The sequence below is a fragment of the Streptomyces swartbergensis genome (assembly GCF_002148965.1).
GTDB classification, from domain to species: domain Bacteria; phylum Actinomycetota; class Actinomycetes; order Streptomycetales; family Streptomycetaceae; genus Streptomyces; species Streptomyces swartbergensis.
The window spans coordinates 1-20,796 of record NZ_NGFN01000141.1; the positions used below are offsets into that span (position 1 = coordinate 1).

Sequence of the window (20,796 nt, forward strand, 5' to 3'; positions counted from 1 at the left end):
GCAGTGGCCCAGGCCGTGCTGGGCTTCCACTGCGAGGCCCGCTGGCTGCGCTTCGCCCACGCCCACCTGCACGGGATGTTCCCGTACCTGCCGCAGCGCCCGGCCTACAACAAGCGGCTGCGAGCTGCTTTGCCCCTGGTCAAGCGGGCCATCCGGTCGCTGGCCGCAGATACCGACCTGTGGCTGGACGATGTATGGATCGTGGACTCCACCCCCGTCGAGTGCGCCCGCTCCCGCGAGACGGTCAAGCGCTCCGACCTGGCCGGCTGGGCCAACTACGGCTACTGCCGCTCCCACTCACGCTTCTACTGGGGCCTGAAACTGCACCTGGTGTGCACCCCGGCCGGGCTGCCCGTCACCTGGGCCCTGGCCGACCCCAAGATCGACGAGCGGCAGGTCCTGACCGCTCTGATCGACGACGAACCGCACCTGGCCGCCGACCGGCCCGGCCTGCTCATCCTGGCCGACAAGGGCTACATCGCCGCCGAACTCGACCGCTTCCTCACCGCCCGCGGCATCCATCTGCTGCGGCCCTCCTACCGCAACCGCGGCACCCCACAGCCCGCAGAAGCCCTGCTCAAGACGGTGCGCCAGCTGATCGAGTCGGTCAACGACACCCTCAAAGGCCAACTCGATCTGGAACAGCACGGCGGCCGGACCATCGAGGGCGTCGGTGTCCGTGTCGCCCAGCGGATCCTGGCAATGACCTGCGCGATCTGGCACAACCGCACCATCGGCGCACCCATCACCAGGTCACTGACCGCCTACGACCACTGAGCCACATCGGAACTACTCGTCTAGCTGTTGGACGCGCACGGCCGGTCACCTCCGGTCGGTCGTGGCTCATCTGCGATCGGCTCCTTCGAGGCGCACGAACTGAACCTGCTCGACGAGAGCCCTCTCATGTTCTTCGCCGACAGGCTCATCCCGTCCCGTACCCAGGACATCGACCAAGACCTGGTGCAGCTCAGGGGCTGATGCCGCCGGCAGCGTCGACGAGTTGGGCGATGCCCTGATCTGGAATTGCTGCCCGACCATGACCGCCCGACTACGACGCGGCGCTACTCCTGGTCCGCTCCCTCAGCGGACTATGCGCTCCGAATAGCATCTGCAGCGCCAGCCCGGACCGTCGACGCCGATCTCGGCATGGCGGCGGTTGTCGGCCGTGGCCAACCGAACTGTTTCCTGCTTCCAGCGCGTGGAGTCACACAACTGCCCGCCGCCTGCGCCACCCCGATCTCCCCGCGCCCTACCGCATGCCCCGCGTCGGACTCGACATGCTTGTCGAAGAACTGATTCGAAAATCCACCGTCCATGCGCCCGTAGACGCTGGTCAAGCACGCCGACATGTGGTAGCAGGGTTGGGTTTTTCGGCCTGTTCGGCGAACTGGAGAACGTGCTAAGCGATGCGGCTTCACGCCAGGACTTCACGTGACGTGGAGTTGGCAGACACGCGTATTGCTGGCCGCCCCCGCGGGACTCCTCGCGACGACACCGACAGAACAGCCCGCGCTGCCTTCACCCCTGCGGTGACGCCTCATCAGAACGAGCGTCATCTGAGCGTCAAGACGGCTGTCGCCGTCCGGGCCGAGATACGTAAAGACGATCATGTCGATACGACAGCCACCGCAGGAACGCCAGGTCGGACAGCCTTCGCGAGCCAAAAAGGTGCTCCACACCGTGTGCTCGGGGAAACAGGTCGAGCCCTCCCGGCCGCACCTGAGGTGCCAATGAAAGTCGCAGGTCAGAGGCCTTTTGCGGCGGGCTCAAGAATAGCCACGCACTCCACGTGCGACGTCATCGGAAACAGATCGAACGCCCGAAGCGTCCGCACCCGATACCCCCCATCCCGGAAGTACCCCAAGTCCCGCGCCAACGCCGCCGGATCGCACGCCACATACGCGATCCGCCGCGCTCCGAGGGACGACAGATGCTCCACCGTCTTCCGCCCTGCCCCGGCCCGCGGCGGGTCCAGGACGATCAGGTCGACCTCCGTGATCCCCGTGCGCGGCAACACGCTCTCGACCTTGCCCTGCTCGATCCGCACGCGGTCGAACTCGGCGAGGTTGTGCCGCGCGTCCTCCACCGCCCGCTTGCCGGACTCGATGCCGAGGACCGCGCCCTGCTCGCCGACCCGGTCGGCGAGGGCGCCCGCGAAGAGGCCGACGCCGCAGTAGAGGTCGAGGGCCATGTCGCCCTTGCGGGGCAGGAGGCCCTGCATGACGGCCGTCACCAGGGTGTCCGCCGCCTGCGGGTGGACCTGCCAGAAGCCGCCGCCCCCGACCCGGTGGGTGCGGCCGTCCGCGCGCTCGCGGACGAAGGGGCGGCCGTGGACGCGGTGGACGCCGCCAGAGCGCTCGTCCACGCGCAGCACCGACACCGGGCGGTCGAGTTCGACCAGCGGGAGGCGCGCGCCGGGCTTCGGCGTGAGGATCACCTGGCGGTCCTGCGAACCCGTCGCCGCGATCGCCTCGACGGAGTCCATGCCGGTCCACACCCGCTTCTCGATGCCCAGCTCGCTGACGCCCTCCGCGGCGATCATGCAGTGGTCGATCGGCTCCACCTCGTGGGAGCGGTGCCGGCGCAGGCCCGCGCGGCCGTCGGCCGTGACGGCGTACTGGACGCGGGTGCGCCAGGACGGGACCTGGCCCGCGGGCACCTTGTCGCCCTCGGCGGGCACCACCGTGCCGTCCCAGCCGGCCTCCTCCGGTGTGAGCCCGGCGAGGTGCTGGAGCTGTTCGGCGATGACGTCGGCCTTCAGGCGGCGCTGCGCGCCCGGCTTGGCGTGCTGCCAGTCGCAGCCGCCGCAGCGGCCGGGGCCGGCGAACGGGCAGGGGACGTCGATCCGGTCCTTGGATGCGTCCAGGACCTTTACCGCGTCCGCACGCAGGAACCGGGCGCCCTGCTCGCCCTCCGTCACCCGCGCCACGACCCGCTCGCCGGGCAGCGCGTGCCGAACGAACAGCACCTGGCCCTCGGACGTGCGTGCGATGCAGTGGCCGCCGTGGGCGACGGGGCCGATCTCGACCTCGTACTCCTCCCCCACCAGCGACTTCCTCGGTTCTGCCTGCATGGTGGGGTGACTCCAAAAACGTGAGGGGGAAAGGGCCGAAGAAAATCGGCCGGACAACAGCCCACCAGTCTACGTGGGTGCCGCCCGGCCGATTCACGCCCGTTTCGACACGAGCAGCCGGCCGCCTCAGGCCTTCGGGTCCGAGGGCTCCCTCGGCCGCTCCTGCGCCGGCCCCCGCCGCACCGACCCCGGCGCGTTCCACTCCTGCTGCCTGCGGGCCCGCCGCTTGGCGGCCTCGGAGGACTGGAGCTGGTAGGGCACCGAGGTCACCATGATCCCCGGCGTGAACAGCAACCGGCCCTTCAGCCGCAGGGCGCTCTGGTTGTGCAGCAGATGCTCGTACCAGTGGCCGACGACGTACTCGGGGATGATCACGGACACCGCGTCCCGCGGCGACTCCTTGCGCAGTCCCTTGACGTACTCGATGATCGGCCGTGTGATCTCGCGGTAGGGCGAGTCCAGGACCTTCAGCGGTACGTCGATGCCGCGCCGCTCCCACTCGTCGCGCAGCGCCTTGGTCTCCGCCGGGTCGACGTTGACGCTCACCGCCTCCAGGGTGTCCGAGCGCATCAGCTTGGCGTAGGCCAGGGCGCGCAGCGCCGGGCGGTGGATCTTGGAGATCAGGACGACGGAGTGGACGCGGGAGGGCCGTACGCTGTCGTCGCTCGGGCCCTCGGGGGCGGCGATCTCCTCGGCGACCCGGTCGTAGTGCTTACGGATGGCCGTCATGGTCGCGTAGAAGATCACCATGCCGAGCAGGGCGACCCACGCGCCGTGCGTGAACTTGGTGACGAGGACGACCACCAGCACCAGGCCGGTGAAGAAGGCGCCGAAGGCGTTGATGGCGCGCGAGCGGACCATGTGGCGGCGCTTGGCCCTGTCCTGCTCGGTGGCCAGGTGGCGGTTCCAGTGCCGGACCATGCCGGTCTGGCTGAGCGTGAAGGACACGAACACGCCGACGATGTAGAGCTGGATCAGGCGGGTGGAGTCGGCGCCGTAGATCCACACCAGCAGTCCGGCGGCGCCGGCGAGGAGCACGATGCCGTTGGAGAAGGCGAGGCGGTCGCCGCGGGTGTGCAGCTGGCGCGGCAGGTAGCGGTCCTGGGCGAGGATCGAGCCGAGCAGCGGGAAGCCGTTGTAGGCGGTGTTCGCGGCGAGGAACAGCACCAGTGCGGTGGCCGCGGCCAAAACGAGGAACAGGAAGCTGCCCTTGCCGAAGACGGCCTCGGCGACCTGGGAGATCACCGGGTTCTGGACGTAGTCCGGGCCGAGCGGGACGCCGTTGTGGACGAGGTCGCGGGCCGGGTTCTCGGCCATGCGGACGTCGGTCGCGGCGGCCAGCGCGATGATGCCGCAGAACATGGTGACGGCCAGCAGGCCCATCAACGCGAGCGTGTTCGCTGCGTTCTTGGACTTGGGCTTGCGGAAGGCCGGGACGCCGTTGGAGATCGCCTCGACGCCGGTGAGCGCGGCGCAGCCGGAGGAGAAGGCGCGCAGCAGCAGGAAGACCAGGGCGAAGCCGGCCAGGCCCTGGTGCTCGGGCTTGATGACGTAGTCCGCCGTCGGTGCCCGCATGGTGTCGTCCAGGACCAGTCCGCGGAAGGCGCCCCAGGCGATCATGGTGAAGACGCCCGCGACGAAGACGTACGTCGGGATCGCGAACAGCGAGCCCGACTCCTTCACGCCGCGCAGGTTCATCAGCGTGAGCAGCACGATCACGCCGATCGCGCAGAGCACCTTGTGCTCGACCACGAACGGGATGGCGGAGCCCAGGTTCTCGATGCCGGAGGAGATCGACACGGCGACGGTGAGGACGTAGTCGACGAGCAGCGCGCTCGCGACCGTCAGGCCCGCCTTGGGGCCGAGGTTGGTGTTCGCCACCTCGTAGTCGCCGCCGCCGCTGGGGTAGGCGTGCACGTTCTGCCGGTACGAGGCGACCACGGTGAACATCAGCACGACGACCGCGACCGCGATCCACGGACTGAAGTGGTACGCCGTCACACCCGCGATCGACAGGACCAGCAGCACCTCCCCCGGCGCGTACGCGACGGAGGACAGCGGGTCGGAGGCGAAGACGGGTAGTGCGATGCGCTTCGGCAGGAGTGTTTCCCCCAGCCGGTCACTGCGCAGTGCGCGCCCGATCAGGATCCGTTTGGGCACGTCGGTCAGTTTGGACACAACAGAGGATCGTAAGCGTTCGATTGCGGGCTCGCCCACCCGCCACCCCCCATCGGCGCTCCGTCTGCTCTCCGAGTGAATTCAGGGGCCCCTGCGGCTGGGGAGTCCGCAGGTCACCCGGTTCCCATGCCTATATGACTGAGCCCTGTCCGTCACCCGGCCGTTGCCGCCCCTGGAGGTCCCATGCACCCGACCGCAGAACTGATCGGCGCCGCGGCCACACTGTTCATCCTCGGAATCCTCACCGTGGCGAGTGTGCGGAGCATCAGCCGCCGCAAGGACGTGTCGCCGGGGACGCACTAGAGAACGAGCCGCGGCCGCAGGGCAGGAGCGCATCACCGGCATCCGTCACACTGCCCGCTCCAGCTCCGCCACCCCGGCAAGCAGTTCCTCCCGCCCGATGCTGTCCGTCCGGGTCGACGGGACCGTACAGGCGTACGCCCCGGCCACCGCGCCGTGCAGGGCGCAGTGGTGGGGTGGGGCGCCGTTCAGCCAGGCGTGGAGGAACGCGGCGGCGAAGGCGTCGCCCGCGCCGTTGGAGTCGACGACCGGTGCGGGGGGCGTGGCGGCGGGTACGTGGGTCAGCTCGCCGTCGGTGAGCAGGTACGCCCCGTCCGCCCCGGCGGTGGCGACGACGGCCCGGGCGCGGCCCCGCTCGGTGATCCGCCGCATGGTCTGCTCGGGGTCGGCCAGTGCGGTGCTGGACAGGAAGACGAGGTCGGCCTGGTGGGCGAAGGGCTCGTGGTAGGGGTTGGCCCCGTCCCAGTCGTGCAGGTCGGTGGAGAGCGTGAGGCCCGCCTCGCGCAGGACGGGCAGCGCGTGGGCGCACGGCTGGGTGATGACGACATGGGCGTGCCGGCTGGCCGCGGCCAGCTTCCGTAGCGTGGCCTCGGGCAGCCGGTCCGTGTCCGCCGAGCGGGTGGCGTCGTACAGGGACAGCCGTCTGCCGTCGGGGCCGACGAGGTTGACCGCGCGCTTGGTGCCGAGCGGCTGGGGCACGGCGGTGAGCGCGATGCCGCGGTCGCGGTGCAGGGCGCGGACCAGGTCGCCCTCGGGGTCGTCGCCCAGCATGTCGACGTGGTGCGTGCGCAGCCCCAGCGCGCTCGCGGCCAGCGCGACGAAGTCACCGCTCTGGCCCGCGCGCGTCACGATCCCGGGCCGGATCATGTGGCTGTCGGCGAACGGCACGGGCAGCTCGGGCACGTGCACGATGGTGTCCACGCCCGCGCCGCCCAGGACCAGGACGTCGATCTCGGTACTCATGTGGGCTTCCTCCCCCGCCGAGGGCCGGCAGGGCCCTCGGCAACCCCCTCGACTTTGCCGATACGTTGGAGTCGGGCAGTCGAACGCGGCACCGGCCCCGGAAGGCATCATGGCGTGATTCCACCGGCATGATGGTGCCTGGCGGCCCGCATTCAGGCCGCCACGTGGTGCCTGGCGAGCCGAAAGAGAGACATGAGCAGGACATTGTTGATGGTCAGAGGGCCCGTAGGAAGCACGGTGTGACGCGATGCATATTGTGATCATGGGTTGCGGAAGGGTGGGCTCCGCCCTGGCCCAGACCCTGGAGCAACAGGGCCACACGGTCGCCGTGGTCGACCAGGACCCCACCGCCTTCCGCCGCCTGGGTTCCTCCTTCGGCGGCCGCCGGGTCACCGGGGTCGGCTTCGACCAGGACACCCTGCGCGAGGCGGGCATCGAGGAGGCCGGCGCATTCGCCGCCGTCTCCAGCGGTGACAACTCCAACATCATCGCCGCGCGCGTGGCCCGCGAGATGTTCGGCATCGAGAACGTCGCCGCCCGCATCTACGACCCCCGGCGCGCCGAGGTCTACCAGCGCCTGGGCATCCCCACCGTCGCGACCGTCCGCTGGACGGCCGACCAGATGCTGCGCCGCCTGCTCCCCTCGGGCGCCGAGCCGCTGTGGCGCGACCCCACCGGGGGCGTCCAGCTCGCCGAGGTGCACACCTCCACCGCCTGGGTCGGCCACAAGATCAGCCGGATCCAGGAGGAGACGGGTGTGCGCGTGGCGTTCCTGACCCGGCTCGGCGAGGCGGTCCTGCCCACCTCGCAGACGGTGCTGCAGGAAGGCGACCTGGTGCACGTGATGATGCGCACCGACGAGGTCGACACGGTCGAGGCGGCGTTCGCCAAGGGTCCCGAAGAGGAGGGCGGTCACTGATGAGGGTCGCCATTGCCGGAGCCGGCGCGGTCGGCCGCTCGATCGCGGGCGAGCTGCTGGAGAACGGCCACGAGGTCCTGCTGATCGACAAGGCGCCGACCGCCATCTCGGTCGAACGCGTCCCGCAGGCCGAGTGGCTGCTGGCCGACGCCTGCGAGATCACGTCCCTGGACGAGGCGGCGCTGCAGCGCTGCAACGTCGTGATCGCCGCGACGGGTGACGACAAGGTCAACCTGGTCGTCTCCCTGCTGGCCAAGACGGAGTACGGCGTTCCGCGCGTCGTCGCCCGGGTGAACAACCCGAAGAACGAGTGGCTGTTCAACGAGTCCTGGGGCGTGGACGTCGCCGTCTCCACCCCGCGACTGATGTCGGCCCTGGTCGAGGAGGCGGTGAGCGTGGGCGACCTGGTCCGCCTGCTCCGCTTCAGCCACGGCGACGCCAACCTGGTCGAGCTGACCCTGCCGGAGGAGTCGGCCCTGGCCGGCACCCAGGTCGGCGACGTCGAGTGGCCCGAGGACACGTCCCTGGTCACGATCATCCGCGGCACCCGCGTCCTGACGCCCTCCCGGGAGGACTCCCTGGAGGCGGGCGACGAACTCCTCTTCGTGGCCGCACAGGCCCGTGAGGAGCAGCTGGAGGATCTGCTGTCGGTACGCCGGAACAGCGCGGCGAGCTGAGCGGGTCCCTTCGGGGACAAGCAGGAAGGGGCTTCCCGGGTCTCCGGGAAGCCCCTTCCGCTTGGCTTCTTTCAGCTCTGGAGGTTCACTGCTCGGCGGACCGAGCAGCAGTCTCACGCTCCCTCTCCTCCGCGGCCTTCTCCTCCGCCTCCATCTCCGCGAACACGTCGATGGGCGCGGGCGCCTTCGCCAGGAAGACCCACGTCAGCCATACGGCGAGCAGGAACGGCGGGATCTTCAGGGCGACCAGGACCCAGCCCAGCTGTGTGGTGTCGGCCCACCAGTACAGCGGGAAGAGGATCGCGCACTTGGCGAGCAGGATCGCACCCCACGCGTAACTGGCTTTGGCGTAGGCCTTCTTGCGGCCGGGGTTCCGCGTGCGCCAGGAGAGGTTCTCCTTGAAGACCGGGCCGAGGATCAGCCCGATCAGCGGGACACCGCACAGGGTGGTGATGATGTAGGCGAGTCCCAGGCCCAGCGTGTAGAGCATGCCGGGCAGGTAGAAGTCCTTGGCGTTGCCGGTCATCATCGCGAAGACGACACCGAAGGCCACGCCGAAGACACCGCTGAAGGCGTGCTTGACGGTGTCCTTCATCACCAGCCGGACCACGACCAGCACCAGCGACACGGCCAGTGCCGCGATCGCCGACAGGTGCAGGTCCTTGTTGATCGTGTAGATGGTGACGAACAGCAGGCCGGGCAGCACCGTCTCGACCATGCCCCGCACGCCGCCGAACGCTTCGAACAGGGCGGCCTCGGTCACCGCCCGGGCGTCGTCCGCAGATGTCTCTTCGGTCGGCTTGTCGAGCGACGTCACCGGCTACTCCCGTCCGAGGGGTCTCAGTTCGTACTTGGGATTGAACAGCACCCGGCGGCCCCGGCTCATGGAGATCCGGCCCGATGCGATCAGCTTGCGCCCCGGCTCTATGCCCACGATCGAGCGCCTGCCGAGCCACACCACGTCCAGCGCCGCGGAGCCGTCGAACAGCTCGGCCTCCAGGGCCGGGACTCCGGCGCGCGGCCGCAGGGTGACCGTGCGCAAGGTACCAGTTACCGTCACTATCTGCCGGTCCTGGCAGTCTCCGATCCGGATACAGCCCGCGGTCTCGGCGTCCTCGCGCAGCTCCTCGGACTCCAGGTCCTCCTGCGACGAGGAGAGCCGGTCGAGCATGCGCCGGAACCGGCCCGCCGGCTTCTGCGAACGAGGAACAGCACTCATGTCTAGAGCCTACCGGGGCCCGCTGACAGCCATGCAGCCCCCGGGCGGGGACCTCACTTCTCGAACCGGTAGCCCATCCCCGGCTCCGTGATGAAGTGCTTCGGATGGGAGGGGTCCGCCTCCAGCTTCCGCCGCAGCTGCGCCATGTACACGCGCAGATAGTTGGTCTCCGTCCCGTACGACGGCCCCCACACCTCCCGGAGCAGCTGCTTCTGCCCGACCAGGCGGCCGCTGTTGCGGACGAGGACCTCCAGCAGGTGCCACTCCGTGGGGGTCAGCCGTACGTCCTTCCCGGCTCGGTTGACCTTCTTCGCGGCCAGGTCGACGGTGAACTCGCCGGTCTCCACGATCACGTCGTCCTCACCGCCCCCGGCCGGTTCGGCCCGGCGCACGGCGGCCCGCAGCCGGGCCAGCAACTCGTCCATGCCGAACGGCTTGGTGACGTAGTCGTCGGCCCCTGCGTCCAGCGCCTCGACCTTCTCGTCGGAGGAGTGCCGGGCCGACAGCACCAGGATCGGCACCCGGGTCCAGCCGCGCAGGCCCCTGATCACCTCGACGCCGTCCATGTCGGGCAGGCCGAGGTCGAGGACGACCACGTCGGGGTGACGGGCGGCGGCGAGCCGGAGGGCGGTGGCGCCGTCGTGGGCCGCGTCGACCTCGTACGTGCGTGCCCTGAGGTTGATCACGAGGGCGCGTACGATCTGCGGCTCGTCGTCGACCACCAGCACCCGGGTCATGAGGCCTGCCTTTCCGGTTCGGCTGCGTTTTCCGCCACGTGGTCAAGCTCCGGGCGCGGTCCCGCAGCGCGGAGGGTGAGGACCATGGTGAGCCCGCCGCCCGGGGTGTCCTCGGCGTCGAGCGTGCCGCCCATGGCCTCGGCGAAGCCGCGCGCCACCGCGAGCCCCAGCCCCACGCCGGCACCGCGCGGGGCGTCGCCGTAACGCTGGAAGGGCTCGAAGATGCGGTCCTTGGCCTCGTCGGGGACGCCCGGCCCCCGGTCGACCACCCGTACCTCGACCCGGTCGGCGAGCGCGCTGGCGGCGACCAGCACGGGCGTGCCGGACGGACTGTACTTGACGGCGTTCTCGACGAGGTTGGCCATGGCCCGCTCCAGCAGCCCGGGGTCCACGCCGACCATGGGCAGGGTCTCCGGGACGTCGAGGTCGACGCTTCCCCCGGGTACGCCGCCGAGCGCCATCGGCACCACCTCGTCGAGGTCGATCTCGCGGATCAGCGGGGTGACCGTGCCGGTCTGGAGCCGGGACATGTCGAGCAGGTTGCCGACGAGGTGGTCGAGGCGGTCGGCGCCCTCCTCGATGCCTTCCAGCAGCTCCGCCCGGTCCTCCTCGGACCACTCGACGTCCTCGGAGCGCAGGGAGGTCACCGCCGCCTTGATCCCGGCGAGCGGGGTGCGCAGGTCGTGGCTGACGGCGGCGAGCAGCGCCGTGCGGATGCGGTTGCCCTCGGCGAGGGTGCGGGCCCGGTCGGCCTCCTCCTGGAGGCGGCGGCGGTCCAGGACGACGGCGGCCTGGGCGGCGAAGGCGGCCAGCACGCGGCGGTCCTCGGCGGGCAGGACGCGGCCGGTCAGCGCGAGCGCCATGTGGTCCCCGACCGGCATGTCCACGTCCGCCTGGTCGGGCCGCTCGACGGAACGCCCTTGCCCGACGCGGCCGGCGCAGGTCCACGGCTCGACGTCGCTCGCCCTCTCCAGCAGGGCCGCCGACTCCATGCCGAAGGTCTCCCGGACCCGTTCCAGCAGGTTCTCCAGGCCGGTCTCGCCGCGCAGCACGTTGCCCGCGAGGAAGGACAGGATCTCGGACTCGGCCCGCAACCGGGCGGCCTGGTGGGTGCGGCGGGCGGCGAGGTCGACCACGGAGGCCACCGCGGCACCGACGGCCACGAAGATCACGATGGCGACGATGTTCCTCGGGTCGGCGATGGTCCACCGGTGCAGGGGCGGTGAGTAGAAGTAGTTCAGCAGCAGGGAGCCCACCGCCGCCGAGGCCAGAGCCGGCATCAGCCCGCCGAGCAGGGCCGCCGCCACGGTCAGCGCCAGGAACAGCAGCATGTCGTTGGCGAGGCCGAGGTCGACGGCGCTGAGCAGCGCCGCCAGGACCGGCGGGCCGGCGACCCCGACCAGCCAGCCCCACACCCGCCGGGAGCGACCGAGGCGCGCGCCCCGGGCCACGGGCAGTCCGCGGCCCTTGGCGACCTCGTCGTGGGTGACGATGTGCACGTCGAGGTCGGACCCGGACTCCCGGGCGACCGTCGCGCCGACGCCGGGCCCGAAGACGTACTGCCAGGTCCTGCGGCGCGAGGAGCCCAGCACGATCTGAGTGGCGTTCACACCGCGGGCGAAGGCGAGCAGCGCGGCCGGTATGTCGTCGCCGACCACGTGATGGAACGTTCCGCCGAGGTCCTCGACGAGGGTCCGCTGCAACGCCAGTTCCTTCGGCGAGGCCGAGGTCAGCCCGTCGCTGCGGGCTATGTAGACGGCCAGCACCTCGCCGCCGGCGCCCTTCTCGGCCAGCCGAGCGGCCCGGCGGATCAGCGTCCGGCCCTCGGGGCCGCCGGTCAGGCCGACCACGATCCGCTCGCGCGAACCCCAGATCCTCGACACCTGGTGATCGCTGCGGTACTGGGTGAGGTAGGCGTCGACCCGGTCGGCCACCCACAGCAGCGCCAGCTCGCGCAGGGCGGTCAGGTTGCCGGGGCGGAAGTAGTTCGACAAGGCCGCGTCGACCTTGTCGGGCTTGTAGATGTTGCCGTGTGCCATCCGCCGCCGCAGCGCCTCGGGCGACATGTCGACCAGCTCGACCTGGTCGGCCCGCCGTACCACCTCGTCCGGCACCGTCTCCTGCTGCCGCACCCCGGTGATCGACTCGACGACGTCGCCCAGTGACTCCAGGTGCTGGATGTTGACGGTCGATATCACGTCGACACCGGCCGCAAGCAGCTCCTCCACGTCCTGCCAGCGCTTGGCGTTGCGGGAGCCGGGGATGTTGGTGTGGGCGAGTTCGTCGACCAGGGCGACCTGGGGGCGGCGGGCGAGGACGGCGTCGAGGTCCATCTCGGGGAAGACGCCGCCGCGGTACTCCAGCCGCCTGCGCGGCACCTGCTCCAGGCCGTGCAGCATCACCTCGGTGCGGGGGCGATCATGGTGCTCGACGAAGGCCACCACGCAGTCCGTGCCCCGCTCGACGCGGCGGTGCGCCTCGGACAGCATCGCGTACGTCTTGCCGACGCCCGGTGCCGCACCGAGGTAGATCCGAAGCTTGCCGCGTCCCATGGCCTCATTGTCTTCCGGTCTGCCGACTGCGCAGCGTCGACCTTACGGCCAACAATCACGACATATGGGTTCCGGGCGCGGCAGTGGGGCCGTCTTTGACGCAACCCTGACGCGCCCGGCCGATCGGGGCCCTACGCGGGATTGTCTCCGTGAGTGAGGGTCTCCCAGGCGGCGAAGAGGCTGTTGCTGCCGGCGGGGCGGCATGAGAAAGGGCCGCACCCCCGTGAGGAGTGCGGCCCTGGTGTCTCTACGAAGCTCAGCGGACCTCGGTGATCTCCGGTCCGCGCTGGAGCTGGCCCATTCCGCCGGCGAAACGGGAGCCCTCCTCCTCCTGCTGGATGCCCTCGGGGACCATCTGGGCATCGTTGGGCAGCTTCAGGACGATCGGGTCGCGGGGCGCCATCGGGCCCTCACCGCGCACCACGACCGTGTCCCGGAAGATCTGCTCGAGCAGCCCGGCGGCCTGCGGCTGCACCGCGCCCTGGCCCGAGATGACCCCGCGCAGGAACCAGCGGGGGCCGTCCACACCGACGAACCGCACGACCTGGAAGCCGCCGGTGCCGTCCGGCAGCTGTACCGGCACCTGGGCCCGCAGCTCCCAGCCCAACGGCCCCTCGACCTCGTCGACGATGCCGCCCTGCTGGGTGATGCCCGAGCCGATCTCCTCGCGCACCTCGCCCCAGATGCCCTCGCGCTTGGGCGCGGCGAAGGCCTGCAGCTGGATGGCGCTGTCCCGCAGCACGACCGTCGCCGCCACGATCGCGTCACCCGCGACCTCGACCCGCAGCTCCATGCCGTCGACGCCCGGCACGAACAGACCGCCCAGGTCGACCCGGCCCTCGCCCGGGTCGCGCACCTCGGAGCTGTCCCAGGGCCCGTCGGGCCGCGGCGCCGGCTCGAGCCTCAGGCGCTCGCCCTCGCCGCCCGCCTCACTGTCGACACCGTCGACGACCTGCTCGGCCTCGCCGGCCGCGTCCTCGGCGGCATCCCTCTTCTTGCGACGTCCGAACACGTCACTGTCCTTCCCGGTCGGATACGACCGAAGCGTATCGATTCCCACCCGCCTGACCGCCCAGGGCGGCCTGACCGCTTGTGCCGCTCGTCCCGTCCACCGCGGCGTGCCCTCCGGTGGACCCGAAGCCCCCCGCGGCCCGCGCGGAGCCGGGAAGCTCCGCCACCTCCTGGAAGCGGACCCTCTCGACCTGCTGGACGACCAGTTGGGCAATCCGGTCGAAGCGCTCGAACCGCACGGCCTCGCGCGGGTCGAGATTCACCACGATCACCTTGATCTCCCCACGGTACCCGGCATCAACCGTCCCCGGGGCATTCACCAGGGCGACGCCGCAGCGGGCGGCCAGGCCGGACCGGGGGTGCACGAAGGCCGCGTACCCCTCCGGCAGTGCCACAGACACGCCCGTGGGCAGCACGGCCCGCTCACCCGGCGCCAGTCGGCACGCCTCGGTGGTGCGCAGATCGGCTCCCGCGTCCCCGGGGTGCGCATACGACGGAAGCGGTACGTCCGGATCGACGCGCCGGATCAGCACGTCCACGGGCTGACGGCTCACAGGGCTCATAGGAGTCATGGGGCCTTCCGGGCTTACGGGGCTCGTGGGGGTCACGGGAGTTTCGGGAGTTGTGGGGGCCACGGGGCTCAAGAGGCTGTCCGCACTCACGGGTTCACCTCGAAGGCGCGGGCTCGCCGGACCTGGTCGGGGTCGTTCATGGCCGCCTGGATCTCCTCCTGGCGGCCGTGGTCGACGAAGTGGTCGACCTTCACCTCGACGAAGAGCGCGTCGGCACGGACGGCGACGGGCCCGTCGGGGCCCCCGGCGCGTCCGGTGGCGGTCGAGTAGATCTTCCGCCCGGCCACCGCCGTCACCTCCGCCTGCAGGTACAGCGTGGTGCCGACGGGCACGGGCCGTACGAAGTCGGTCTCCAGCCGTCCGGTCACGGCGATCGTGCGCAGCAGCCAGTTCAGCGAGCCGAGGGTCTCGTCGAGGGCGGAGGTGAGCACGCCCCCGTGGGCGAGGCCCGGGGCACCCTGGTGGGCGGGCCGCACGGTGAACTCCGCGGTGAGTGACACGCCCTCGCCGGCCCGTGCCTCCAGCTGCAGCCCGTGCGGCTGCTCGCCGCCGCAGCCGAAACACTGGCCGTAGTGCGCACCGAGCAGCTCACCGGGCGCCGGGGCGTCCGGATGCCGCACCGGTCGCACGGCGTCGGCCGGAGGCTGAAGAGGAGCGGAAGTACGACTCACAGCCGGAGACCTTACCCGCGCGTCGGCCCCTTCCGGACACCGTGTCAAGCTTGGCTCCATGCAGCTCTCCGCCGCCCCGTACGAAGAACGCCTGACCGCTCCCCGGTCCTGGTGGCTGATCTCGTTCCTGGTCGGGGTCTCCATGGCCCTGGTCCTGCTCCCGTTCGGCACGCTGCCCATGCTCGGCGGCCTGGCCGGGGGCACGGCGGTCGCGGCCGTCGCCGCGAGTTCGTACGGCTCGGTCCGCATCCGCGTGGTGGGCGATTCACTGATCGCGGGCGAGGTGAAGATCCCGCTGGCGGCCCTGGGCGAGGCGGAGGTCCTGGACGCGGAGGAAACCCGTGCCTGGCGCACCCACAAGGCCGACCCGCGCGCCTTCATGCTGCTGCGCGCCTACATCCCCACGGCCCTGCGCGTGGAGGTCACGGACCCGGAGGACCCGACTCCGTACCTGTACCTGTCCACGCGCGAGCCGGAGCGCCTGGCGGAGGCGCTGCGGGCGGCGAAGCCGGCGTAGCACACCTGCGCGGGGCGTCATCCGGCGGCGGACGGCAGACCGACGGCACGCGCACGCGCGGGCCCAGCGTCGCCTCTGTGCAGTCGTCCCGGCGTCGCCCCGTGTCCGTCGTCCCGGCGTCGCCTCAGTGCCCGTCGTCGCGCTTGTCGCGTTTCTCGTGGTGCTTTTCGCTCTCGGGCTTCTCGTCCCCGAAGCGGCCCAGAGGGTCGTCAGTGATCTCGCCCATCTCCAGGGCGTCCGCCGGACGTTCCAGGGCGGGGAGTGGCTCCAGGGCCTCCCACGGCACCTGGATCCTGCGCAGGTCCTCGCGGATCCGGGCGGCGAGTTTTCTCGTCTCGCTGCGGTTCATGGCCGCTCCGACGGCGGCGCCGATCAGGAACGGCACCAGGTTCGGCATGCTGCGGACCATCCGCTTCATGATCCGCTGCCGCAGGTCCCGCTTCATGCGGCTGTTCAGCGCCGTGCTCAGCGTCGACGGCTTGTTCGCGTCGATCCCGCGCTCCCCCGACCACGAGTGGAGGTACGCGGTGCTGCGCTGCTTGATGTTGCCGGGCGGCCGTACGCCGTAGACCTCGTGGAGTTCGGCGATCAGCTTCAGCTCGATCGCCGCGACTCCGGTGATCTCGGCGGCCAGTTCCGTCGGCATGGCGGGCGGCACGGGAAGCATCGCCGCCGCGCCGATGCCCGCTCCGACCGTCGCCGTCGCCTTCGCCGCGCCCGCGACCAGTTTGTCCGCGAGCTCTTCGGGCCCCAGGCCCGGGAACTGCCTGCGGAGCGTCGCCAGGTCCCGTACGGGGACGCGCGGGGCCAGTTCGATGATCCGGTCGGCGAGATGGGCGAGGCCGGCCCGGGCCCGGACCGAGCCCTTGCGGGCACTGTCCATGGCCCGCTCCCGGAGCGTCCCCGCCGTCCGGGCGACGGGTGCGGGGACGTCCACGGACGCCGGAAGGTCACTCCGGTCCGCTGCCGGTTCGAGCGAGGCCGCCCCCGTACTGGTTGAGCCTCGCTCGTCGTCACGCGCGCCGTCTTGCGGGCCGTCGATCGGCCCTTCGTCCGCCTTCCGTTTGGAGAAGCGGCGCTTCCAGGGAGGGGTCGAGCCAGTCACGGCCGACCCCGCCTCAGTCGCAGTCGCGGCAGATCGGCTGGCCGTTCTTCTCCCGGGCCAGCTGGCTGCGGTGGTGCACCAGGAAGCAGCTCATGCAGGTGAACTCGTCCTGCTGCTTCGGGAGCACTCGTACTGCCAGCTCCTCGTTCGAAAGATCGGCGCCGGGCAGCTCGAGGCCCTCTGCGGCCTCGAACTCGTCGACGTCCACTGCGGAGGCCGACTTGTCGTTCCTCCGAGCCTTCAGCTCTTCGAGGCTGTCCGAGTCAACGTCGTCATCGGTCTTGCGTGGAGTGTCGTAATCGGTTGCCATGTCGCTCTCCCCCTCTGGGTGTCTGCGGTGTCTCCAGCGCACGTAACGCGTGAGAGGCCGGACTTGTGCCCGACCTGAGGCGGAGATTTTGCCTCACATCAAGGTCTGTTACTCAATCGACACCCAACCGGACTCCTCACGAGTGATCGGCTTGGATGGCGATGGGGACCGTACACGGTCCGAATGCCGCACTTCAAAGGCGTCTCACCGTGTACTTCCCGTGATCAAGACCCCCGAAAACCGGGATTTTCCCGGCTTTCCGACAGGACACATGATCACGGAGAGTAGATGGCCGGAAAAGCGTCCCTGTGATCGATCACACACGGAGCACGCGCGGTGCGATGTCGAAAATTCCGCGCAAAGCGAACATCCCCGTGTGTCGCCGAGTTGATCGGCGACATGATCTCAGACGGGCAGCGTGACTCGCATGACGAGCCCACCCCCTTCGCGCGGCTGTGCGTAGATGTGCCCGCCGTGCGCCCGGGCCACCGACCGGACGATGGACAGACCGAGTCCCACGCCCTTGTCGCTGCCCGTCCGCTCGGTGCGCAGCCGCCGGAACGGCTCGAAGAGGTTGTCGATCTCGTACGCCGGCACGACGGGGCCCGTGTTGGAGACGACCAGGACCGCCTGGCCGTGCTGCACCTCGGTCGTGACCTCGACCCAGCCGCCCTCCGCCACGTTGTAGCGCACGGCGTTCTGCACCAGGTTGAGCGCGACCCGCTCCAGGAGCACACCGTTGCCCTGGACGACCGCGGACTTCTGCTCGCCGCGGATGCGCACCCCCTTGGCCTCGGCCTCGCCGTGCACCTGGTCGATGGCCTGCCCGGCGACCTCGGCGAGGTCCACCGGCCCCCGCTCGACGATCTGGTTGTCGCTGCGGGCGAGCAGCAGCAGACCCTCGACGAGCTGCTCGCTGCGCTCGTTGGTGGCCAGCAGCGTCTTGCCGAGCTGCTGGAGCTCCACCGGCGCGTTCGGGTCGGACAGGTGCACCTCGAGGAGCGTGCGGTTGATCGCCAGCGGTGTCCGCAGCTCGTGCGAGGCGTTGCCGACGAAGCGCTGCTGGGCGGTGAAGGCCCGCTGGAGCCGCTCCAGCATGTCGTCGAAGGTGTCCGCCAGCTCCTTCAGTTCGTCGTCCGGGCCGTCCAGCTCGATCCGGCGGGACAGGTCGGAGCCCGCCACCGCGCGCGCGGTGCGGGTGATCCGGCCCAGCGGCGACAGGACACGGCCGGCCATGGCGTAGCCGAAGGCGAAGGCGATGACCGCAAGACCGAGCAGGGCCAGGAGCGAGCGGCTGAGCAGATTGTCCAGGGCGTGCTGGCGCTGCTCGTTGACGCACGCGTTCATGGCGCTGTTGAACTCGTTGGGCGAGGCCTGGTCGGGCAGGTTGCAGATGTCGCTGGTGACCTTGCCCTCGACGATCTTGAACGGCAGCTCGCTGCCCACGTTCAGCGCCTCCGCGGCCAGCAGGTAGATGATCGACAGCAGCAGGATGCCGGCGATCAGGAACATGCCGCCGTACAGCAGCGTGAGCCTTATGCGGATGGTCGGGCGCAGCCAGGGGAACGGCGGCGCGGGTCGCCTGGGATCCCAGGTGGGCTTGGGGGGCGCCTGGGGAGGCGCGGGAGTGGTGGCCACAGTCGTCAGATCCGGTAGCCGGAGCCGGGGACGGTGACGATCACGGGCGGCTCACCGAGCTTGCGGCGCAGGGTCATGACCGTCACGCGGACGACGTTCGTGAACGGGTCGGTGTTCTCGTCCCAGGCCTTCTCCAGCAACTGCTCCGCCGAGACGACGGCGCCCTCGCTGCGCATCAGCACCTCCAGGACGGCGAACTCCTTGGGCGCGAGCTGGACCTCCTTGCCGTCGCGGAAGACCTCGCGGCGGTTGGGGTCGAGCTTGATCCCGGCACGCTCCAGGACCGGCGGCAGGGGCACGCTGGTGCGCCGGCCGAGGGCCCGCACGCGCGCGATGAGCTCACTGAACGCGAACGGCTTGGGCAGATAGTCGTCGGCGCCGATCTCCAGACCCTCCACCCGGTCGCTGACGTCACCGGAGGCCGTGAGCATCAGCACGCGCGTGGGCATGCCGAGCTCGACGATCTTGCGGCAGACGTCGTCGCCGTGCACGAGCGGGAGGTCCCGGTCGAGGACGACCACGTCGTAGTCGTTCACGCCGATGCGTTCCAGGGCGGCCGCACCGTCGTACACGACGTCGACGGCCATGGCCTCCCGGCGCAGTCCGGTGGCCACCGCATCGGCGAGCAGTTGCTCGTCCTCGACGACGAGTACGCGCACGTCCCTGGTCCTTCCTCATGTCCACCCGCGTAGCGCCGCACAGGCGCAGACGGGCAGGGGTCTTCGACGGTTCGTTGGTGTGTTGCCCTCCATCCTGCCCTTTTCGGCCATAAGTCGGAGGTAAGGCGGGGGAGGAGACGAGGCCCGCGACGGAATAGGAGATTTTCTCCTCCGGTTAGGTTTCCACGGAAGGGAGCTTGGGGAGGACGGCTTTACATCCCACGATCACGCTCTGCTTGTACCGCACCACCATGCGGTGCGGCTCAACCCGCTTCCGCAGAGCGGGCGTGGGTGTCCGGCACCGTCGCCGCCCAGCCGAGCGGCGCTGGGCATCCACCGGAGACGTGATCGTCCCTTCCGAACGGCACACCCCCGTGCCATCGACCCACGACCCAGGACGAGGGGGCGCAGCATGGACGCATTCACCGCAGGACTTCTGCAGCGCATAAGGGCGACCGAGTCCGATCTGTCCCGGGCTCGCGACGAGGGCGACGACTTCCTCGTCGAGGTGGAGCAGGGCGAGCTCGACGACCTGCGCCGCCTCGCCGCCGAGCACGGTGTGGAGGTCAGCGCGACGAGCGTCTGATCAGGCCGTACGAAGCGGGCCCCGGCGAATCCAGCGCCGGGGCCCGCTTCGTCGTCTTGCGGGCCCCGTTCACTCGGTGTCGGGCGTGCACGTCGGCCGTCGTACGACGGTGGACGTGCCGCCGGCCGCGTCGTATGCCGGCCTGGCCGTCCTCAGTCGTGCCAGGCCCCGAAGTCCTCCAGCAGGCGCTGGAGGGGCTCGAAGACGCCCGGGGTCCCCGCGACTGTCAGATCCCCCGACGGGCGCTCTCCGGGGCGTCCACCGGTCAGCGCGCCCGCCTCCCGGGCGATCAGGTCGCCCGCCGCGAGGTCCCAGGCGTGCAGGCCGCGCTCGTAGTAGCCGTCGAGGCGTCCCGCGGCCAGGTCGCACAGGTCGACGGCCGCCGAACCGCCGCGCCGGATGTCGCGCAGCAGCGGGATCAGCCGCTGGGCGACCTCGGCCTGGTGGGTGCGGACCTCGGCCACGTAGTTGAAGCCCGTCGAGACCAGCGCCTGCTCCAGGGGCGGCGCGGGGCGGCAGGACAGCCTGCGCTCGCCGTCCCAGGCCCCGGTGGCCCAGGCTCCGCCGCCGAGCACCGCGTGGAAGGTCTCGCCGCGCATCGGGGCCGTGACGACTCCGACGACGGTCTCGCCGTCCTGCTCGGCTGCGATGGAGACGGACCAGGTGGGCAGCCCGTACAGGTAGTTGACCGTGCCGTCGAGCGGGTCGATCACCCAGCGGACACCGCTCGTGCCCTCGGTGGCGGCGCCCTCCTCGCCGAGGATGCCGTCGTCCGGGCGGCGCTCGGCGATCAGGCCGGTGATCAGCTTCTCGGCCGCGATGTCCATCTCCGTGACGACGTCGATGGGGCTGGACTTGGTCGCGGCCACCGCGAGGTCGGCCGGGCGCCCGTCCCGCAGCAGCGCGCCCGCGCGGCGAGCGGCCTCCTGGGCGAGTTCGAGCAGGTCCTTGTGCAGGGGGTCGGTCACGGGGCTCCTCACGCGTAGGGGCTGTCGGCGCCCGCGGCGGCGGGGCGGGGGGCGCGGGCCGGGCAGCAGCCGACCGGGCAGAGGTGGTGGCTCGGTCCGAGGGCGCCCAGGACGCAGGGGGTGACCTCCTGCCCGCGCCCC

At 70.7% G+C, this 20,796-nt stretch carries 20 protein-coding genes and 1 pseudogene; 5 read left to right on the forward strand and 16 right to left on the reverse strand.

All coding sequences use genetic code 11. The annotated features are described in order from the left end of the window. A partial coding sequence (locus CA983_RS22320; RefSeq protein WP_086602694.1) for an IS982 family transposase occupies nucleotides 1-777 on the forward strand: 777 nt, incomplete at its 5' end. 967 nt (nucleotides 778-1,744) lie between these two features. On the opposite strand, the gene CA983_RS22325 is transcribed toward CA983_RS22320, so the two are convergent. From CA983_RS22325 to CA983_RS22335, 3 genes are all read right to left on the reverse strand, one after another. Then, nucleotides 1,745-3,073, reverse strand: coding sequence for a class I SAM-dependent RNA methyltransferase (locus CA983_RS22325; RefSeq protein WP_086602678.1), 1,329 nt, complete (start codon nucleotides 3,071-3,073; stop codon nucleotides 1,745-1,747). 126 nt (nucleotides 3,074-3,199) lie between these two features. Then, nucleotides 3,200-5,251 (reverse strand): APC family permease, encoded by a 2,052-nt coding sequence (locus tag CA983_RS22330; RefSeq protein WP_086602679.1) that lies wholly within the window; start codon nucleotides 5,249-5,251, stop codon nucleotides 3,200-3,202. A 348-nt stretch (nucleotides 5,252-5,599) separates the two neighbouring features. Further along, entirely contained in the window at nucleotides 5,600-6,514 is a 915-nt protein-coding gene (locus tag CA983_RS22335) for an adenosine kinase (RefSeq protein WP_086602680.1), read from the reverse strand. Nucleotides 6,515-6,761: 247 nt separating this feature from the next. Here CA983_RS22335 and CA983_RS22340 point away from each other — a divergent pair, with 247 nt between their 5' ends. Together CA983_RS22340 and CA983_RS22345 are read left to right on the forward strand one after the other, a co-directional pair. Continuing rightward, nucleotides 6,762-7,433, forward strand: a complete 672-nt coding sequence (locus tag CA983_RS22340) for a potassium channel family protein (RefSeq protein ID WP_086602681.1) — start codon at nucleotides 6,762-6,764, stop codon at nucleotides 7,431-7,433. Further along, nucleotides 7,433-8,110, forward strand: a complete 678-nt coding sequence (locus tag CA983_RS22345; protein ID WP_086602682.1) for a potassium channel family protein — start codon at nucleotides 7,433-7,435, stop codon at nucleotides 8,108-8,110. The genes CA983_RS22340 and CA983_RS22345 overlap by 1 nt, the downstream gene beginning before the upstream one ends. Before the next feature lie 85 nt (nucleotides 8,111-8,195). Here the strand turns inward: CA983_RS22345 and CA983_RS22350 are convergent, their stop codons facing one another. The 7 genes from CA983_RS22350 to CA983_RS22380 all read right to left on the reverse strand — a co-directional run bounded on the left by CA983_RS22350 (nucleotide 8,196) and on the right by CA983_RS22380 (nucleotide 14,872). Then, entirely contained in the window at nucleotides 8,196-8,927 is a 732-nt protein-coding gene (locus tag CA983_RS22350) for a DUF3159 domain-containing protein (RefSeq protein ID WP_086602683.1), read from the reverse strand. Between the two features lie 3 nt (nucleotides 8,928-8,930). Next, nucleotides 8,931-9,329 (reverse strand): OB-fold nucleic acid binding domain-containing protein, encoded by a 399-nt coding sequence (locus tag CA983_RS22355; protein WP_086602684.1) that lies wholly within the window; start codon nucleotides 9,327-9,329, stop codon nucleotides 8,931-8,933. 53 nt (nucleotides 9,330-9,382) lie between these two features. Then, nucleotides 9,383-10,066, reverse strand: coding sequence for a response regulator (locus tag CA983_RS22360; protein ID WP_086602685.1), 684 nt, complete (start codon nucleotides 10,064-10,066; stop codon nucleotides 9,383-9,385). Further along, entirely contained in the window at nucleotides 10,063-12,618 is a 2,556-nt protein-coding gene (locus CA983_RS22365) for a sensor histidine kinase (RefSeq protein WP_086602686.1), read from the reverse strand. The genes CA983_RS22360 and CA983_RS22365 overlap by 4 nt, the downstream gene beginning before the upstream one ends. 256 nt (nucleotides 12,619-12,874) lie before the next feature. Then, complete coding sequence (locus CA983_RS22370) at nucleotides 12,875-13,630, reverse strand: DUF3710 domain-containing protein (RefSeq protein ID WP_086602687.1); 756 nt, start codon at nucleotides 13,628-13,630, stop codon at nucleotides 12,875-12,877. 1 nt (nucleotide 13,631) lies between these two features. Next, nucleotides 13,632-14,192: a dUTP diphosphatase gene (dut, locus tag CA983_RS22375; RefSeq protein WP_086602688.1), complete on the reverse strand. Its 561-nt coding sequence runs from the start codon at nucleotides 14,190-14,192 to the stop codon at nucleotides 13,632-13,634. A gap of 95 nt (nucleotides 14,193-14,287) precedes the next feature. Further along, nucleotides 14,288-14,872: a PaaI family thioesterase gene (locus CA983_RS22380; RefSeq protein WP_086602689.1), complete on the reverse strand. Its 585-nt coding sequence runs from the start codon at nucleotides 14,870-14,872 to the stop codon at nucleotides 14,288-14,290. Nucleotides 14,873-14,930: 58 nt separating this feature from the next. Between CA983_RS22380 and CA983_RS22385 the strand changes: the two genes are divergently transcribed. Beyond that, on the forward strand, nucleotides 14,931-15,389 hold the full coding sequence (locus tag CA983_RS22385; protein ID WP_086602690.1) for a DUF3093 domain-containing protein: 459 nt from the start codon (nucleotides 14,931-14,933) through the stop codon (nucleotides 15,387-15,389). A gap of 124 nt (nucleotides 15,390-15,513) precedes the next feature. Here the strand turns inward: CA983_RS22385 and CA983_RS22390 are convergent, their stop codons facing one another. The 4 genes from CA983_RS22390 to CA983_RS22405 all read right to left on the reverse strand — a co-directional run bounded on the left by CA983_RS22390 (nucleotide 15,514) and on the right by CA983_RS22405 (nucleotide 19,101). Beyond that, complete coding sequence (locus tag CA983_RS22390) at nucleotides 15,514-16,494, reverse strand: hypothetical protein (RefSeq protein ID WP_086602691.1); 981 nt, start codon at nucleotides 16,492-16,494, stop codon at nucleotides 15,514-15,516. Nucleotides 16,495-16,507: 13 nt separating this feature from the next. Then, entirely contained in the window at nucleotides 16,508-16,804 is a 297-nt protein-coding gene (locus CA983_RS22395) for a DUF4193 domain-containing protein (RefSeq protein ID WP_003993510.1), read from the reverse strand. 405 nt (nucleotides 16,805-17,209) lie between these two features. Beyond that, nucleotides 17,210-18,442: a sensor histidine kinase gene (locus CA983_RS22400; protein WP_086602692.1), complete on the reverse strand. Its 1,233-nt coding sequence runs from the start codon at nucleotides 18,440-18,442 to the stop codon at nucleotides 17,210-17,212. Between the two features lie 5 nt (nucleotides 18,443-18,447). Beyond that, nucleotides 18,448-19,101, reverse strand: coding sequence for a response regulator transcription factor (locus tag CA983_RS22405; RefSeq protein ID WP_003993508.1), 654 nt, complete (start codon nucleotides 19,099-19,101; stop codon nucleotides 18,448-18,450). 412 nt (nucleotides 19,102-19,513) lie between these two features. Here CA983_RS22405 and CA983_RS46780 point away from each other — a divergent pair, with 412 nt between their 5' ends. Continuing rightward, nucleotides 19,514-19,687, forward strand: a complete 174-nt coding sequence (locus tag CA983_RS46780) for a hypothetical protein (protein WP_167407432.1) — start codon at nucleotides 19,514-19,516, stop codon at nucleotides 19,685-19,687. A 152-nt stretch (nucleotides 19,688-19,839) separates the two neighbouring features. On the opposite strand, the gene CA983_RS22410 is transcribed toward CA983_RS46780, so the two are convergent. Both CA983_RS22410 and CA983_RS45195 read right to left on the reverse strand, forming a co-directional pair. Then, nucleotides 19,840-20,655: an inositol monophosphatase family protein gene (locus CA983_RS22410; RefSeq protein ID WP_086602693.1), complete on the reverse strand. Its 816-nt coding sequence runs from the start codon at nucleotides 20,653-20,655 to the stop codon at nucleotides 19,840-19,842. Nucleotides 20,656-20,663: 8 nt separating this feature from the next. Continuing rightward, a pseudogene (locus tag CA983_RS45195) lies at nucleotides 20,664-20,796 on the reverse strand (ferrochelatase); the annotation flags it as partial.

Excerpts from the sequence above, each read along its gene's own strand:
- CA983_RS22325 (WP_086602678.1), bottom strand. The coding sequence starts at position 3,073 with ATGCAGGCAGAACCGAGGAAGTCGCTGGTGGGGGAGGAGTACGAGGTC.
- CA983_RS22335 (WP_086602680.1), bottom strand. The coding sequence starts at position 6,514 with ATGAGTACCGAGATCGACGTCCTGGTCCTGGGCGGCGCGGGCGTGGAC.
- CA983_RS22340 (WP_086602681.1), top strand. The coding sequence starts at position 6,762 with ATGCATATTGTGATCATGGGTTGCGGAAGGGTGGGCTCCGCCCTGGCC.
- CA983_RS22345 (WP_086602682.1), top strand. The coding sequence starts at position 7,433 with ATGAGGGTCGCCATTGCCGGAGCCGGCGCGGTCGGCCGCTCGATCGCG.
- CA983_RS22355 (WP_086602684.1), bottom strand. The coding sequence starts at position 9,329 with ATGAGTGCTGTTCCTCGTTCGCAGAAGCCGGCGGGCCGGTTCCGGCGC.
- CA983_RS22360 (WP_086602685.1), bottom strand. The coding sequence starts at position 10,066 with ATGACCCGGGTGCTGGTGGTCGACGACGAGCCGCAGATCGTACGCGCC.
- CA983_RS22365 (WP_086602686.1), bottom strand. The coding sequence starts at position 12,618 with ATGGGACGCGGCAAGCTTCGGATCTACCTCGGTGCGGCACCGGGCGTC.
- dut (WP_086602688.1), bottom strand. The coding sequence starts at position 14,192 with ATGAGCCCTGTGAGCCGTCAGCCCGTGGACGTGCTGATCCGGCGCGTC.
- CA983_RS22385 (WP_086602690.1), top strand. The coding sequence starts at position 14,931 with ATGCAGCTCTCCGCCGCCCCGTACGAAGAACGCCTGACCGCTCCCCGG.
- CA983_RS22395 (WP_003993510.1), bottom strand. The coding sequence starts at position 16,804 with ATGGCAACCGATTACGACACTCCACGCAAGACCGATGACGACGTTGAC.
- CA983_RS46780 (WP_167407432.1), top strand. The coding sequence starts at position 19,514 with ATGGACGCATTCACCGCAGGACTTCTGCAGCGCATAAGGGCGACCGAG.